Origin of the sequence: Actinomadura fibrosa (assembly GCF_900659615.1) — a bacterium.
In the GTDB taxonomy this organism is placed as follows: domain Bacteria; phylum Actinomycetota; class Actinomycetes; order Streptosporangiales; family Streptosporangiaceae; genus Spirillospora; species Spirillospora fibrosa.
Genome location: NZ_CAACUY010000241.1, coordinates 1 through 12,836, shown reverse-complemented (window position 1 = coordinate 12,836; position 12,836 = coordinate 1). Strand labels below are relative to the sequence as shown.

The following is a 12,836-nucleotide window of genomic DNA, read 5'->3' as shown; positions in this document are numbered from 1 at the left end:
CACCGCGCTCCGCCGGGGCCGCGCGTCCGGTGTGTGCAATCGTGCCTTGTGCTCAGCCCGCCCGCTGTGCGCGGGCCGAGGCGTACAGGCAGACGGCCGCGGCCGTCGCCAGGTTGAGGCTCTCGGCGCGCCCGTGGATCGGCACCCGGACGGCCTCGTCGACGTGCGCGAGGATCTCGTCGGGGAGCCCCCACGCCTCGTTGCCGAACACCCAGGCCGTGGGACGGGCGAGGAGCCCGTCGTCGATCGCCTCGTCCAGGGAGCGCTTGCCGGCCCCGTCCGCGGCGAGGACGGTGAGCCCCGTCCGGCGCAGCTCCGGGATCAGCGCGTCGAACCGCGGGCCGACGACGACCGGCAGGTGGAACAGGCTGCCCGCCGAGGCGCGCACGCACTTGCCGTTGTAGGGGTCGACGGAGGCGTCGGTGAACACGACCGCCTCCGACCCCGCCGCGTCGGCGGTGCGCAGGACCGTGCCCGCGTTGCCCGGGTCGCGGACGTGCGCCAGCACGGTCACGAGCCGGGGCGCGGCCTCCAGGGCCGTCCCGAGGGGGACGTCCACGAAGCCGCAGACCGCGAGCAGCCCCTGCGGGGTGACGGTCTGCGCCAGCTCGGCCATGACCTCGCCGCTGACGCGCAGCACGGGCGCGCCGGCCCGCTCGGCGGCGGCGACGAGGTCGGGATGGCGGGCCTCGGCCTCGGCCGTGGTGAACAGCTCGGCGAGGCCGCCGGGGATCTCCAGGGCCTCCCGGACGGCCTGCGGCCCCTCGGCGAGGAACCGCCGCTCGCGGCGCCGGAAGGCGCGCTTGGCGAGCCGGCGAGCGGCCTTCACCCGCGGTGATCGGATAGAGGTCAGCTCGCGGCCCGCCATGTCACCTCGCCCGCCCGTGCGCCGGAGACCCGGCTCAGGCGGCCTCCGAGCCCTCGGCCGGGAGCGCGTCCTTGGCGACCGCGACCAGCGCGGCGAACGCGGCGGCGTCGTTCACGGCGAGCTCGGCCAGCATGCGGCGGTCGACCTCGACCTCCGCCGCCTTGAGGCCCTGGATGAACCGGTTGTAGGTGATGCCGTTCGCGCGGGCGGCGGCGTTGATCCGCTGGATCCACAGCCGGCGGAACTGGCCCTTGCGGTCCTTGCGGTCCCGGAAGGCGTACGTCATGGAGTGGAGCTGCTGCTCCTTGGCCTTGCGGTACAGGCGCGACCGCTGGCCGCGGTAGCCGCTCGACCGCTCCAGGACGACCCGACGCTTCTTGGCGGCGTTGACCGCCCGCTTCACGCGTGCCACGTGCTTGCTCCTTCGTGGGGGCCGGGGCCGTTCCGACCTCGGCCGGTCGCTGATGTTGCAGGTCGAGCGGCTACTTGCGCAGCAGCTTCTTGATGTTCTTGGCGTCGGCGTCGGCCACCACGGCCGGGCCGGACAGGCGGCGCGTCCGCTTGGTGGGCTTGTGCTCGAGCAGGTGGTTCTTGTTGGCGCGGCGGCGCATCACCTTGCCGGAGCCGGTCAGCTTGAAGCGCTTCTTGGCACCGCTGTGGGTCTTGGTCTTCGGCATGGTCGCCGTCGTCTCCCTCGGTCTGGCTCCGTGCGGCGGCACGGAGGCGCGCCTGATCGGCGCATCGCACGGTGTTCCGTGTGACGCGCCGGGTCAGGCATCAATGTACGTGCGTCACGGCCCCGGGAAACCACGAGACCGCGCTCGGGGCCACCGCGGGGGCGGCCCCTGGCCGTTCCGCCGGGGCAGGCCCCGGGGCCCGGCCTCCAGCGCCCGGCCTCGCCGGTGCTGCCGCGCTGCGGTCCGGCCGCGGGCCGTCAGGCGGTGCCGGACTCGGCCTCCGCGTCGCGGCTCGCGGCGCGCTCGGCCTTGGCCTCGGCCTTCTTCTTGTGCGGACCGATCACCATGATCATGTTCCGGCCGTCCTGCTTGGGCCGCGACTCGACGAAGCCGAGCTCCTCGACGTCGTCGGCGAGCCGCTGCAGCAGCCGGAAACCGAGCTCGGGACGGGACTGCTCACGACCGCGGAACATGATCGTGACCTTCACCTTGTCCCCCGCCTTCAGGAACCGCACCACGTGACCCTTCTTGGTCTCGTAGTCGTGCGGGTCGATCTTCGGGCGGAGCTTGATCTCCTTGATGATCGTGTGCGCCTGGTTCTTCCGCGCCTCACGCGCCTTCATCGCGGACTCGTACTTGAACTTGCCGTAGTCCATGAGCTTGGCGACGGGCGGGCGCGCGGTTGGCGCCACCTCGACGAGGTCGAGGTCCGACTCACGCGCGAGTTCAAGGGCCTTGGCGATGGGCACGATGCCCACCTGTTCGCCGTTCGGGCCGACGAGCCGGACCTCGGGCACGCGAATGCGGTCGTTGATACGCGGTTCGGCGCTGATGGGACCTCCTTGGGGCCGTTCTCAAGTTCGTGGGACCGGTCGTACCCCGAGGCTTCAACGCGAAAAGCCCCGCACGACTCGCATGCGGGGCCACCTTCGGTCTCCCCCGGTACGGCGGAACCGCCGGGGACGGCGACGGGACGGGCATGCCGCCCGCTTCGCCTGACCGAGACCCACCGGCCTTGTGGCCGGTCAGGTGGGAGGTGGCCTCCGCTTGAGCGCCCTCCGCGCATGACCTGTCGGTCGTGTGCGCAGGGCCGGTCGACCACCAAGACTACCACCTGCGGGCCACCACCGCGCCATGCCGGATTCCGGCGGTGCGGCCGTGTCCCGCGCTGGAGCCGGGTATGGAGTACGCCAGGTACGTCAACCGCCGGGGACGCCCGCGCATTCCCGGGGCCGCTGGGGCGGGAGTCCCCGGGGCGCCGGAGGTGATGGGCATCCGCCCTCCTGGGGCCCTCGGCGTACGAGGCCCGGCTTGTTACCGTGGAGCGAGGACGGCCCGGTGGGGCCGGCACAGGGAGGTACTCCCACGATGCCCTCGGTCGACGCCGGTTCGTCCGGCCCCCTCACCGCCTTCCCGGCGGTCAGGCTCGAATTCGCGCAGAAGGCGTTCATCGTGGCCGGCGGCGCGCTGCTGCTCGTCCGCAAGTCCATGGACGACCCGTTCCATCCCGGCCGCTGGGAGGTCCCCGGCGGGCGCCTGGAGGTGGACGCCGACCTGGACCTGGACGAGCACATCCGCAGGGAGGTCTGGGAGGAGGTCGGCCTCAAGGTCGATCCCGGGCCGCCGTTCCATCTGTGGGAGTGGTTCATGCCCGACCGGGCCAGCGACGTCCCCGGCGCCCAGGTCCGGGTCGTGGCGACGGCGCGGCGGTGCGTGCCGGTCACCCTCGACGCGAGCCTCGCCAACCAGGAGGCGAGCGACCACCTCGCCGAGTGCGCGTGGGTGCCGCTGGACGACGTCGAGTCGTACGACTTCATCCCGAGCCTGCGTCCGGTGGTGCGGGCGTTCCTGTCCGGGCACGGCTGAGCCGGTCCGGCCGCTCGCATGGACGCCCCCCTCGACGCCCTCGCGGACGACGGTCCCGCGGGCCCCCGCGCCGCAGCCGGGGCGGGCGCGGCCCGCTCGCCCGCGCGGTGGCCCGGCCTGGACGGCGTGGACGAGCGCCGCTTCTCGCTGTTCGTCGTCGGGGACGTGCGGATCGAGGTCCGCGCGTCCCTGCCGGGCACGCGGTTCACCGAGCTGACCGCCGACCGGCTGGCCTACGCCCCGGCGCGGGCCATGGTAGCGGGGACGGCGGTGAACCTGGCCCGGTGCGCGACCGGCTACTTCCGCCGGGTGAGCGTGCTCGCCAAGATCGGGGACGACGACTTCACGCCGGTGATCCGCCGGGAGCTGCGCCGCATCGGGGTGCGCGACCGGCTGCGGGTCGAGCCGGGCGCCGCGAACGGCGTGACGATCATGCTGCGGGACCGGGGGCGCGGCGACGCGCCGGGCACCCGGCTGCTCGTGGCGGAGGAGGACGCCCCCGGACGGCGGCTGACCGAGTCGGAGGTCCGCGCGGCGGGCGCCGGGATCCGCCGGGCGGACGTGCTGTTCCTCGACGGGTACGCGCTGCTGTCCCCGGTGTCGCGGGCGGCGGTGCACGCGGCGGCGCGGATCGCGCGGGACGCGGGGACGCTCGTCGCGTTCGACCTCGTCCCGCACGACATCGACGAGCGGCTGGCGGCGGTCGACGTGCTGCCGCTGCTGTCGGTCGCCGACGTGGTGTTCTCCGAGGCGCCGACGCTGGCGCGGGTCCTCGGCCTGCCGCCGCCGGTGGGCGGCCGCGAGGTGCGGGGGCTGCTGCCCGCGCTGGACCGCGCCGTCCCCGGGCGGCCGCTGTGGCTGCTGCGCTTCGGCGCCACGTCGCTGGAGCTGGTGCTCGCGCACCAGCGCGAGCGCCTGCTGATGGAGTATCCGACCGGGTACGGGCCGGGCGTGGAGCGCGCCGGGTTCGGCGACCGGCTGGCGTCGGGCGAGCTCTACTGGTGGTTGTCGGCGCGCTGATCGCCGCCCGGATCCTCGCCCCGATCCTCGCCGAGGCCGGTGTCCGCGGCGGTGGTCGTGCCGGTGGTCGTGCCGGTGTCCGCGGTGGCGGCGAGGCGGAGCGCCTGGACGGTGCGCAGGAACCGCCGCCTGCTCTCGGGGAGCCCGAAGGTCTCCTGCCACCGCCAGGTGCCGCCCGGCCCGGTGACCGTCACGGCCCAGCGGAGGAACTGGCTCCGCACGCCGTCGCCCGGATGCACGGTCGCGATCCCCTCCTCCTCGACGAGGAGGTAGGAGCAGCCCGCCCGGCAGTAGGCCCGCAGGGTGGCGCGGCCGGCCGGCTCGCCGGGGCGGTCGGCCGCCTCGACGATCGCGCGGACGCCGCGGCCGCCGGGCAGGAAGTGCCAGTGGGCGTGGTCGATGCACGCCCCGCCGCCCTGCGGGCTGGCCGGGCCGTGCTCGAAGAGCAGGAGCTCGCCGCTGCCGTACGCCGCGCGGTAGAGGCGCGCGACGCGGTCCCGCCACCGGAGCGCCGCCCGCCACATCCGCTCGTCGAACGCCCCGGCGCACTGGTGGTGCCCCAGCGTCACGAGGAGCACGTGCCCCTCGACGAGCGGTGAGACGTCCGGCATCAGGAAGAAGTCCCCGTCGCGCGCGAGGACGGACGACTCGCCCGGCAGGTCGGCCATGCGGTTGAAGCGGAACCGCAGCGGCGGGCACAGGACGCACTCCTGACCGGGGTCGTTCCATGGCAGTGGCTCGGCCAACCGTCCTCCAGCACAGCGGACGAAGGGGCTCCCTCCCCCTTCAGCGTGCCCGCCGCCGGAAGCCGGTGATCTGTGCGGGCGCGGATAGAGCTCCGGAACCCGCGGGGTACAAATCCTGGCCAAACGGGAACAAAGGGGACAGAAGGCGACGATCGTGAACCAGACTCCCCCGCTCCCCGCGGCGGCGCCCCGCGCCGGCCGTCCCGCCGCCGTGCCCGCCGCCCCGCCGGTGATCGACATGGCCGTCCTCGCGACCCGGATCGACGAGTCGCTCGACGTCCTGCGCGGCACCTACGCGCCCGCCCTCGGCGCCGGCGGGGGCTGGTACCACGAGCTCGCCCGCCCGGAGCCGGGGACGACCGCGACGGCGCTCGGGCTGCTCGCGTTCACCGAGACCGGGCAGCCGTTCGAGCACTTCGACGAGGGGCTGTCGCTGCTCGCGGCGCGGCAGACCGCCTCCACCGACGCGCTGCGGGACGGCGGCTGGTCCACCAAGACCAGCCTCGGCATGCCGGTCGTCGAGGCCACCGGCTGGATCGCCCGCTTCCTCGCCCGCGCCCGCTGCGACCTGCGCGAGGACGCCCCCGACCTGCGCCGCGCCTACGCCTGGCTGCTGCACAACCAGAACCCCGACGGCGGCTGGGGCTCGCTGCGCGGCTGCCCGTCGCGGGTGTGGCTCACCTGCCTGGCGCTGCGCGCGCTGAGCCAGCTCAACCCCTACGAGCCCGCCGTCGACCGGGGCGTGGAGTGGCTGACCGCCGACCGCACCGCGCACCGCCCGGCCTGGGGGCCGACCCCGGCGGCCGGGCCCACGATCACCCACACCGCGTTCGCGCTGGTGACGCTGGCGGAGGCGCGGCCCGGCCTGCGGACCGAGCGGATGCTGGACGCCTACGACTGGCTGCTCGGCCATCTGGACCCCGAGGACGACGACACCTGGATCGAGACCTACGACGTCTCCCCGCACGGCGCCGGCGCGAAGCCCGTGTGGCGGCTCGCGCTCTGGCACTACGGGCTGCCGATCGCGCTGCACGCGCTGCTGCGCGACCCGCGCGGCCCGCACGGGCCGACGGTCGCCCGCGCGTTCCGGACGCTGGCGCGCGGCGAGATCACGGCGCCGCGGTGGAGCGGCTACCCAGGCGGCGGCCGCACCTCGCTGTGGACGCTCTGGTGGCGGCTGGAGGGGCTGGTGGCGCTCACCCGCGTCCCGCTCGCCGGGGCCGCCGACGTCCTGCACTGGCTGCCGGACGCGACGGTCGTGCAGCGGGCCCACGCCCGGGAGCGCCCGCTGGCGGCGCTGCTGCCGCACCGCCGGCGGCCGGACCCGGCCGGCTTCGCGCGCCGGCACTGGTCGGCGCTCCTGCTCGGGCTCGTGTGCGCGGCGAGCGCCGTCGGCGTCACGCTGGGCGCGTGGGGCTGGCGGGACTTCTGGCTGAGCGTGATCCTTCCGATCGTCCTCACCAGCGTGGACGAGTCGGTGAAGCGCCGCCGGCCCCGCGACCCGCCGGTACAGGAGAACGTCCGGTAGCGGGGAGCGGCGCCCGGACCCCCGTCCGGATGCGGCGGGCGGCTCCGGCGTCTCAGGAGCGGCGTCTTAGGAGCGGCGGGCCAGCTCGGCCTCGCCGGCGGCGCGCATGGCCGCCACCGGCACGCCGTCCCGGCCGGTCATCAGCTCCACCTGCCGGACGGCCTGGTGCAGGAGCATCTCGAAGCCGCCCACGACCGTGCCTCCGGCCCGCCCGACCGCCGCCGCGAGGGCCGTCGGCCAGGGCGCGTACACGACGTCGAACAGCGCGGCGCCCGACGCGGCGACCGGCTCGGCGAACGCGTCCGCCGCCCGGCCCGGCAGCGTGGAGACGACCAGGTCCACGGGGAGGTGGGCGGCCAGGTCGTCCAGCGTGGCGACCCGGACCGCGAGCCCGCACTGCTCGCCCGCCGCGGCGGCCTCGGCGGCGCGGTCCGGCGTGCGGACCGCGAGCACCGCCTCACCCAGGCCGAGCTCGGCGAGCGCGGCCAGCGCGGACGCGGCGGTCGCGCCGCCGCCGAGGACCAGCGCCGACCCCGGCGCGCCGAGCCCCGCCTCGCGGAGCGCCGTCACGATGCCGTACACGTCGGTGTTGTCGGCGTGGCGCCTGCCGTCGCGCAGGACGACGGTGTTGGCGCCGCCGACCTTCAGCGCGAGGTCCGACACCGAGTCGGCCAGCTTCAGCGCCGCGCGCTTGAGCGGCATCGTCAGCGACAGGCCGGCCCAGTCCGGCCCGAGGCCGTCCAGGAACGCCGCGAGACCGTCCTCGCCGCACTCGACCGCGTCGTAGGACCACGCGTCCAGGCCCATCGCCGCGTACGCCGCCCGGTGCAGCGCCGGTGACAGCGAATGGGCGATCGGCGAGCCGAGGACCGCGGCCCGCCGTCCCGTGCCGTCCATCTGGTCTCCCCCCGAAGAGAACGCGTCGTGCGAGGAACCGGACGGGCGCGGCGGGAGGCCCGCCGCGCCGGTCCGCCGGCCGTCACTGGCCGGGGTGCGCCCGCTGCCAGGCGCGGAACTTCTTCTCCAGCTCCAGCCGCTGCGCCTCGGTCTCCGCGAACTCGGTGACCTTGTTCGTCGGGTCGGTGGCGGTGAAGAAGATCCACTTGCCCTTCTCGGGCGCGACCGCCGCCTCGATGGCGTCCGGCCCGGGATTGCTGATCGGGCCGGGCGGCAGCCCCTTGTGCTTGTAGGTGTTGTACGGCGAGTCGACCGCGAGGTCCTGGTTGGTCACGGTCAGGGTGCGCTTGTTGAGCGCGTACAGCACCGTCGTGTCGAACTGGAGGGGCATCCCCCGCGCGACCCGGTTGTAGATCACCCGGGAGATCTTCGGGAGGTCCTCCGGCTTGCCGCCCTCCGCCTGGACGAGGCTCGCCAGCGTCACCACGGTCGCCGGGCTGAGGTCCGCCTCGCGGGCCTTGCCGACGAGGTCGACGCTCTCGGCCTCCTTGTTGAAGCGCTCGACCATCTGCTTGAGGATCTGCTGCGCCGAGCCGTTCGGGTCGAGGTCGTAGCGGCCCGGGTACAGGTACCCCTCGATCCTGCCCTTGGCGTAGGACGGCAGCCCGAGCTGCTGCCCCTTCTTCGCCGCCGCCTGGAAGTCCCGGACGGGGATGCCGGTCTTCTTCGCCAGCAGCTCGAAGACCTCGACGGCCCGCCGGCCCTCCGGGATGGTGATCTGCGAGCCCGCCCGCGACTTCGGGTCCAGGAGCAGGGCCATCGCCGCCTTCGACGACATCTTCAGCCGCATCTGGTAGAAGCCCGGCTGGATGCTCGACGCGCGGCTCTCCTTGGCGTACGCCTTCACGAACGCCCGCGAGCTCTTGACCACGCGGTGCTGCTCCAGCGTCAGCCCGATCACCGAGCCGCTCGCGCCGTCCTTGATCTGCACCGTGACGGCGCCGGAGCCCGAGCCGTCGTAGTCCGGCGGGTGCAGCCGGTTGTCCAGCATCGCGACGCCGAGCACCCCGGCGGTGCCGAACACCGCCACGATGAACGCCAGCGCGAACAGGGCGGCCGCGCGGCCGCTGCGCCTGCGCCGCTTCTGCCGCCTGCGCGCGCTCCGCCGGTCGCGCCGGCCGGGCGGCCCGTCCGGCGCGTGGCCGTCGCCGTACGGGTCTGAGAACAGGTCCAAATCGTTCATGAGCTTCCCCGGACGATCTCGCCTGGGGGGCTCCCAGTCAACCGTTCCCCGTCAAGTGCCGCCTGAAGCATGACCGCGGCGGCGGCCTGGTCGACGACCTTGCGGCGCGCCTGCCCGTGCACGCCGCCGGCCCGCAGGCCCGCCTCGGCGGTCACGGTGGTCAGCCGCTCGTCGCAGAGCCGGACGGTGCCCGGGGCGAGGCGGCCCGCGAGCCGTCCCGCGAACCTCCGCGCCGCCTCCGCCGCCGGGCCCTCCCGGCCCGACAGCGACGTCGGCAGCCCGACGACGACCTCGATGGCCTCGTGCTCGGCGGCGAGCTCGACGAGGCGGTCGATGTCGCCCTTGCCGCTCTTCACCGTCTCCAGGGGCGAGGCGAGGATGCCGCCCGGATCCGACCGGGCGACGCCCACGCGCACGCTCCCAACATCGACCCCCAGGCGGACACCATGTCTCATCGCCTCCGCTCCGCTCTACTGCTCGGTGGGGCTCACGCGGCCCCTACGGCTCGTTCGACGGCGGCCAGCGCCTCGTCCACCGCGGCGGGGTTCGCGCCGCCGCCCTGGGCGAGGTCGTCCTTGCCGCCTCCTCCGCCGCCGAGCGTCTTTGCGGCGAGCCCGACGAGCGCTCCCGCCTTGAGGCCGCGCTCGCGCGCGCCCTCGGTGACGGCCACGACGACGACCGGGCGGTCCTTCGGGACCCCCGTGACCATGACGACGGCCGGGCGCGCCGACAGCCGGCCGCGGACGTCGACGGCGAGCTTGCGCAGGTCGTCGGCGCCGGTGCCGTCCGGGGCGCGGTGCCCGACGAACGCGGTGCCGCCGACGTCCTTCGCGCCCTCGGCGAGCGACCCGGCGATCGCGAGGACCTGCTGCGAGCGCAGCCTGTCGAGCTCCTTCTCGGCCTCGCGCAGCCGGCCGACGACCCCGGAGATCCGCTCGGGCAGCTCCTCCTTGCGCGCCTTCATCTGCTCGGCGAGCTGCGCGACGAGCACGCTCTCGCGGGCGAGGAACCGGAACGCGTCGATGCCGACGAGGGCCTCGACGCGGCGGACGCCGGCGCCGATGGACGACTCGCCGAGCACCTTGACCAGGCCGAGCTGGCCGGAGCGGGCGACGTGGGTGCCGCCGCACAGCTCGCGGGAGTAGTCGCCGACCTCGACGACCCGGACCTCGTCGCCGTACTTCTCGCCGAACAGCGCGAGCGCGCCCATCGCGCGGGCCTCGTCGATGGAGGTGTGGAAGGCCCGCACGTCGAGGTCGTTGACGAGCACCTCGTTGACCTCGTCCTCGACGTCGCGCAGCACGCTCGCCGGGACGGCGCCGGAGGCGGTGAAGTCGAACCGGAACCGGCCGGGCGAGTTCTCCGACCCGGCCTGCGCGGCGGACTCGCCGAGCGCGCGCCGGAACCCGGCGTGCACCATGTGGGTCGCGGTGTGCGAGCGGGAGATCGCCCGGCGCCGCTCGACGTCGACCTCGGCGTAGGCGGAGTCGCCGGCCTGCGCCTCGCCGCTGCGGACCCGGCCGCGGTGCACGACGAGCCCGGCGAGCGGCGACTGCACGTCGGTGACCTCGACGACGGCGCCGTTGCCGAGCCGGATGAGGCCCTGGTCGGCGAGCTGGCCGCCGCCCTCGGCGTAGAACGGGGTGCGGTCGAGGACGACCTCGACCTCGGTGCCCTCACCGGCCGCGGGCACGCTCGCGCCGTTGACCAGCAGGCCCACCAGGCGCGCGTCGGCGATCAGGCTGCTGTAGCCGAGGAACTCGACCCTGCCGCCCGCCCCGGTGAGCAGCTCGTCCAGGACGGAGACGTCGAGGTTGCCGGTCTTCTTATCGCGGGCGTCCTTCTTCGCGCGCTCCCGCTGCTCGCGCATGAGCCGGCGGAAGCCCTCCTCGTCCACCTGGAGGCCCTGCTCGGACGCCATCTCCAGGGTGAGGTCGATCGGGAAGCCGTAGGTGTCGTGCAGCTTGAACGCCTGCTCGCCCGCGAGCACCGGGCGGCCGGACCGCCGGGTCTCCTCGACCGCGGTGTCGAAGATCGCGGTGCCGGTGCGGAGCGTCTGGAGGAACGAGTCCTCCTCGGCGTCGATGACGGTGTGGATGTTGGCGGCGGTCCGCACCAGCTCGGGGTACTGCTCGCCCATCGCCTGGATCGCGACGGCCGTCAGCTCGTGCATCAGCCCGGCGTCCTGCCCGCCGAGCAGCCGCAGGTTGCGGATGGAGCGGCGCAGGATGCGGCGCAGCACGTAGCCGCGGCCCTCGTTGCCGGGGCGGATGCCGTCGGCGACCATCATCGTCCCGCTGCGGACGTGGTCGGCGATGACGCGCAGCGACACGTCGGCGCGGTGGTCGCGGCCGTAGCCGACGCCGGTGAGGTTCGCGGCGCGGTCGAGGACCCGCCACAGGGTGTCGGTCTCGTAGATGTTGTCGACGCCCTGGAGGATCGCCGCCATGCGCTCCAGGCCCATGCCGGTGTCGATGTTCTTGGCGGGCAGGTCGCCGAGGATCGGGAAGTCGGTCTTGCTGTCACCGGGGCCGCGCTCGAACTGCATGAACACGAGGTTCCACACTTCGAGGTAGCGGTCCTCGTCGGCGACGGGGCCGCCCTCGCGCCCGTACTCGGGGCCGCGGTCGTAGTAGATCTCCGAGCACGGCCCGCACGGCCCGGGGACGCCCATTGACCAGAAGTTGTCCTCCATGCCGCGGCGCTGGATCCGCTCCAGCGGCACGCCGACCTTCCGGTGCCAGATGTCCTGGGCCTCGTCGTCGTCATGGAAGACGGTGACCCACAGCTTCTCCTCGGGGAAGCCGAAGCCGCCCTGGTCGCGGGACGTCGTGAGGAGGTCCCAGGCGAACGGGATCGCCTGCTCCTTGAAGTAGTCCCCGATGGAGAAGTTCCCCAGCATCTGGAAGAACGTCGCGTGCCGGGTGGTCTTGCCGACCTCGTCGATGTCCGGCGTCCGGACGCACTTCTGCGCGCTGGTCATCCGCTGCGACGGCGGCGTCCGCTGGCCGAGGAAGTACGGCTTGAACGGCACCATGCCGGCGTTGACCAGCAGCAGGGTGGGGTCCTCGGCGATCAGGCTCGCCGAGGGCACCACCCGGTGCCCGCGCTGCTCGAAGAACGCGAGGAAGCGGCGCGCGACCTCTGCCGACTCCATGATCAGTGGCCATCCTTGTCGTCGTCGATGATCGTGTATCGGGCTCTCAGGACCCGGCGGGGCCGGGGACCGTCCAGCTCGGGCGGGGCCTGGTCCATGCGGACCGCCTCGCGCAGCTCCTCCTCGCGCGCACGCATCTCGGTACGCACGTCGGAGGCGAAAAGTCTCAATCGCTGCCCGGCGCCGACCCCGGTGGACACGGCGCGGGCCGCGACCCCCTCCGGCGACCAGGCCCGCGCGAACCGCTCCACCCTCCGCTTGACGCGGTGCGTGGCGTAGACGCCCGCGCCCGCCCCGACCCCGACCCAGAACAGCCGTTTCACCTGCGCCCCTTCCCCGAGGAGCGGGACTGGAGCTGCGGGCGGTCGGACGCGGCGGGCCGCCCGTCGCCGTCGCGGCCGCCGAGCGCCTTGCGCACCCCGTAGGAGAAGGCCGCGGCCTTCACCAGCGGGCCGCCGACCACCGACGTCATGACGGTGGTGACGGCCGAGACGTTCTGGGTGACGCCGGCGACCTGCTTCGTGATGACGTCCGTGCGGCCGAGCTGCTCGTTGGCGCGCGCGACCGTGCGGGTCAGGTCGTCCAGCAGCGGGGCGGCCTGCTCGCCGACCTCGCGGACGACCTCGCTGGCCTCGCCGAGCAGGCGGGAGAGCCTCAGCAGCGTGAGCGCGACGAACGTGACGAGCACCGCCCAGAACACGGCCACGATCAGTGCCGCCAACTGTCCACCAGTGAGCATCAGGACTTCCGTTCGCTGTTCGTCCGGCGCGGGCCGGGCATGGCCTGACAGACCTTACAGGCCCTCCGGGGCCCGCCGCGGGCGCCGACCGCCAC

At 74.3% G+C, this 12,836-nt stretch carries 14 protein-coding genes; 3 read left to right on the top strand and 11 right to left on the bottom strand.

Going from position 1 to position 12,836, the window contains the following annotated elements; translation table 11 throughout:
- Positions 1-52 precede the first annotated feature (52 nt).
- The 4 genes from E1300_RS40685 to infC form a co-directional block, all read right to left on the bottom strand.
- On the bottom strand, positions 53-868 hold the full coding sequence (locus tag E1300_RS40685) for a TrmH family RNA methyltransferase (RefSeq protein WP_131762628.1): 816 nt from the start codon (positions 866-868) through the stop codon (positions 53-55).
- A 34-nt stretch (positions 869-902) separates the two neighbouring features.
- Entirely contained in the window at positions 903-1,280 is a 378-nt protein-coding gene (gene rplT / locus E1300_RS40680) for a 50S ribosomal protein L20 (protein WP_131762627.1), read from the bottom strand.
- A gap of 70 nt (positions 1,281-1,350) precedes the next feature.
- Entirely contained in the window at positions 1,351-1,545 is a 195-nt protein-coding gene (rpmI, locus tag E1300_RS40675; RefSeq protein WP_067468638.1) for a 50S ribosomal protein L35, read from the bottom strand.
- Between the two features lie 257 nt (positions 1,546-1,802).
- Complete coding sequence (gene infC / locus E1300_RS40670) at positions 1,803-2,360, bottom strand: translation initiation factor IF-3 (RefSeq protein ID WP_278045422.1); 558 nt, start codon at positions 2,358-2,360, stop codon at positions 1,803-1,805.
- A 553-nt stretch (positions 2,361-2,913) separates the two neighbouring features.
- Here infC and E1300_RS40665 point away from each other — a divergent pair.
- Both E1300_RS40665 and E1300_RS40660 read left to right on the top strand, forming a co-directional pair.
- Complete coding sequence (locus E1300_RS40665) at positions 2,914-3,411, top strand: NUDIX domain-containing protein (protein WP_131762625.1); 498 nt, start codon at positions 2,914-2,916, stop codon at positions 3,409-3,411.
- Between the two features lie 18 nt (positions 3,412-3,429).
- Positions 3,430-4,431 (top strand): PfkB family carbohydrate kinase, encoded by a 1,002-nt coding sequence (locus tag E1300_RS40660; RefSeq protein ID WP_131762624.1) that lies wholly within the window; start codon positions 3,430-3,432, stop codon positions 4,429-4,431.
- On the opposite strand, the gene E1300_RS40655 is transcribed toward E1300_RS40660, so the two are convergent.
- A complete protein-coding gene (locus tag E1300_RS40655) occupies positions 4,407-5,177 on the bottom strand; it encodes an HIT family protein (protein ID WP_165503218.1) in 771 nt (256 codons plus the stop codon). The two genes, E1300_RS40660 and E1300_RS40655, sit on opposite strands and share 25 nt — an antisense overlap.
- A 154-nt stretch (positions 5,178-5,331) precedes the next feature.
- Between E1300_RS40655 and E1300_RS40650 the strand changes: the two genes are divergently transcribed.
- Positions 5,332-6,705 carry a prenyltransferase/squalene oxidase repeat-containing protein gene (locus E1300_RS40650; RefSeq protein WP_165503217.1) on the top strand — a complete coding sequence of 458 codons (1,374 nt, stop codon included), beginning with the start codon at positions 5,332-5,334 and terminating at the stop codon, positions 6,703-6,705.
- 66 nt (positions 6,706-6,771) lie between these two features.
- Here the strand turns inward: E1300_RS40650 and E1300_RS40645 are convergent, their stop codons facing one another.
- The 6 genes from E1300_RS40645 to E1300_RS40620 all read right to left on the bottom strand — a co-directional run bounded on the left by E1300_RS40645 (position 6,772) and on the right by E1300_RS40620 (position 12,741).
- The gene (locus tag E1300_RS40645; RefSeq protein WP_131762621.1) at positions 6,772-7,602 is read right to left on the bottom strand and encodes a shikimate dehydrogenase; all 831 of its coding nucleotides are present in this window, start codon (positions 7,600-7,602) and stop codon (positions 6,772-6,774) included.
- Positions 7,603-7,684: 82 nt separating this feature from the next.
- A complete protein-coding gene (mltG, locus tag E1300_RS40640; protein ID WP_131762620.1) occupies positions 7,685-8,845 on the bottom strand; it encodes an endolytic transglycosylase MltG in 1,161 nt (386 codons plus the stop codon).
- Positions 8,842-9,300, bottom strand: coding sequence for a Holliday junction resolvase RuvX (gene ruvX / locus E1300_RS40635; protein WP_131762619.1), 459 nt, complete (start codon positions 9,298-9,300; stop codon positions 8,842-8,844). The genes mltG and ruvX overlap by 4 nt, the downstream gene beginning before the upstream one ends.
- Before the next feature lie 32 nt (positions 9,301-9,332).
- Positions 9,333-12,002 carry an alanine--tRNA ligase gene (alaS, locus tag E1300_RS40630; RefSeq protein WP_131762618.1) on the bottom strand — a complete coding sequence of 890 codons (2,670 nt, stop codon included), beginning with the start codon at positions 12,000-12,002 and terminating at the stop codon, positions 9,333-9,335.
- A gap of 2 nt (positions 12,003-12,004) precedes the next feature.
- The gene (locus tag E1300_RS40625; RefSeq protein ID WP_131762617.1) at positions 12,005-12,325 is read right to left on the bottom strand and encodes a DUF6167 family protein; all 321 of its coding nucleotides are present in this window, start codon (positions 12,323-12,325) and stop codon (positions 12,005-12,007) included.
- Entirely contained in the window at positions 12,322-12,741 is a 420-nt protein-coding gene (locus E1300_RS40620) for a DUF948 domain-containing protein (RefSeq protein ID WP_131762616.1), read from the bottom strand. Before E1300_RS40620 ends, E1300_RS40625 begins: the two co-directional genes overlap by 4 nt.
- Between the last annotated feature and the right edge of the window lie 95 nt (positions 12,742-12,836).

Bases quoted from the DNA above. Each gene is read 5' to 3' on its own strand.
- E1300_RS40665 (WP_131762625.1), top strand. From the start codon at position 2,914: ATGCCCTCGGTCGACGCCGGTTCGTCCGGCCCCCTCACCGCCTTCCCG.
- E1300_RS40660 (WP_131762624.1), top strand. From the start codon at position 3,430: ATGGACGCCCCCCTCGACGCCCTCGCGGACGACGGTCCCGCGGGCCCC.
- mltG (WP_131762620.1), bottom strand. From the start codon at position 8,845: ATGAACGATTTGGACCTGTTCTCAGACCCGTACGGCGACGGCCACGCG.
- E1300_RS40685 (WP_131762628.1), bottom strand. From the start codon at position 868: ATGGCGGGCCGCGAGCTGACCTCTATCCGATCACCGCGGGTGAAGGCC.
- rpmI (WP_067468638.1), bottom strand. From the start codon at position 1,545: ATGCCGAAGACCAAGACCCACAGCGGTGCCAAGAAGCGCTTCAAGCTG.
- alaS (WP_131762618.1), bottom strand. From the start codon at position 12,002: ATGGAGTCGGCAGAGGTCGCGCGCCGCTTCCTCGCGTTCTTCGAGCAG.
- E1300_RS40620 (WP_131762616.1), bottom strand. From the start codon at position 12,741: ATGCTCACTGGTGGACAGTTGGCGGCACTGATCGTGGCCGTGTTCTGG.
- ruvX (WP_131762619.1), bottom strand. From the start codon at position 9,300: ATGAGACATGGTGTCCGCCTGGGGGTCGATGTTGGGAGCGTGCGCGTG.
- E1300_RS40645 (WP_131762621.1), bottom strand. From the start codon at position 7,602: ATGGACGGCACGGGACGGCGGGCCGCGGTCCTCGGCTCGCCGATCGCC.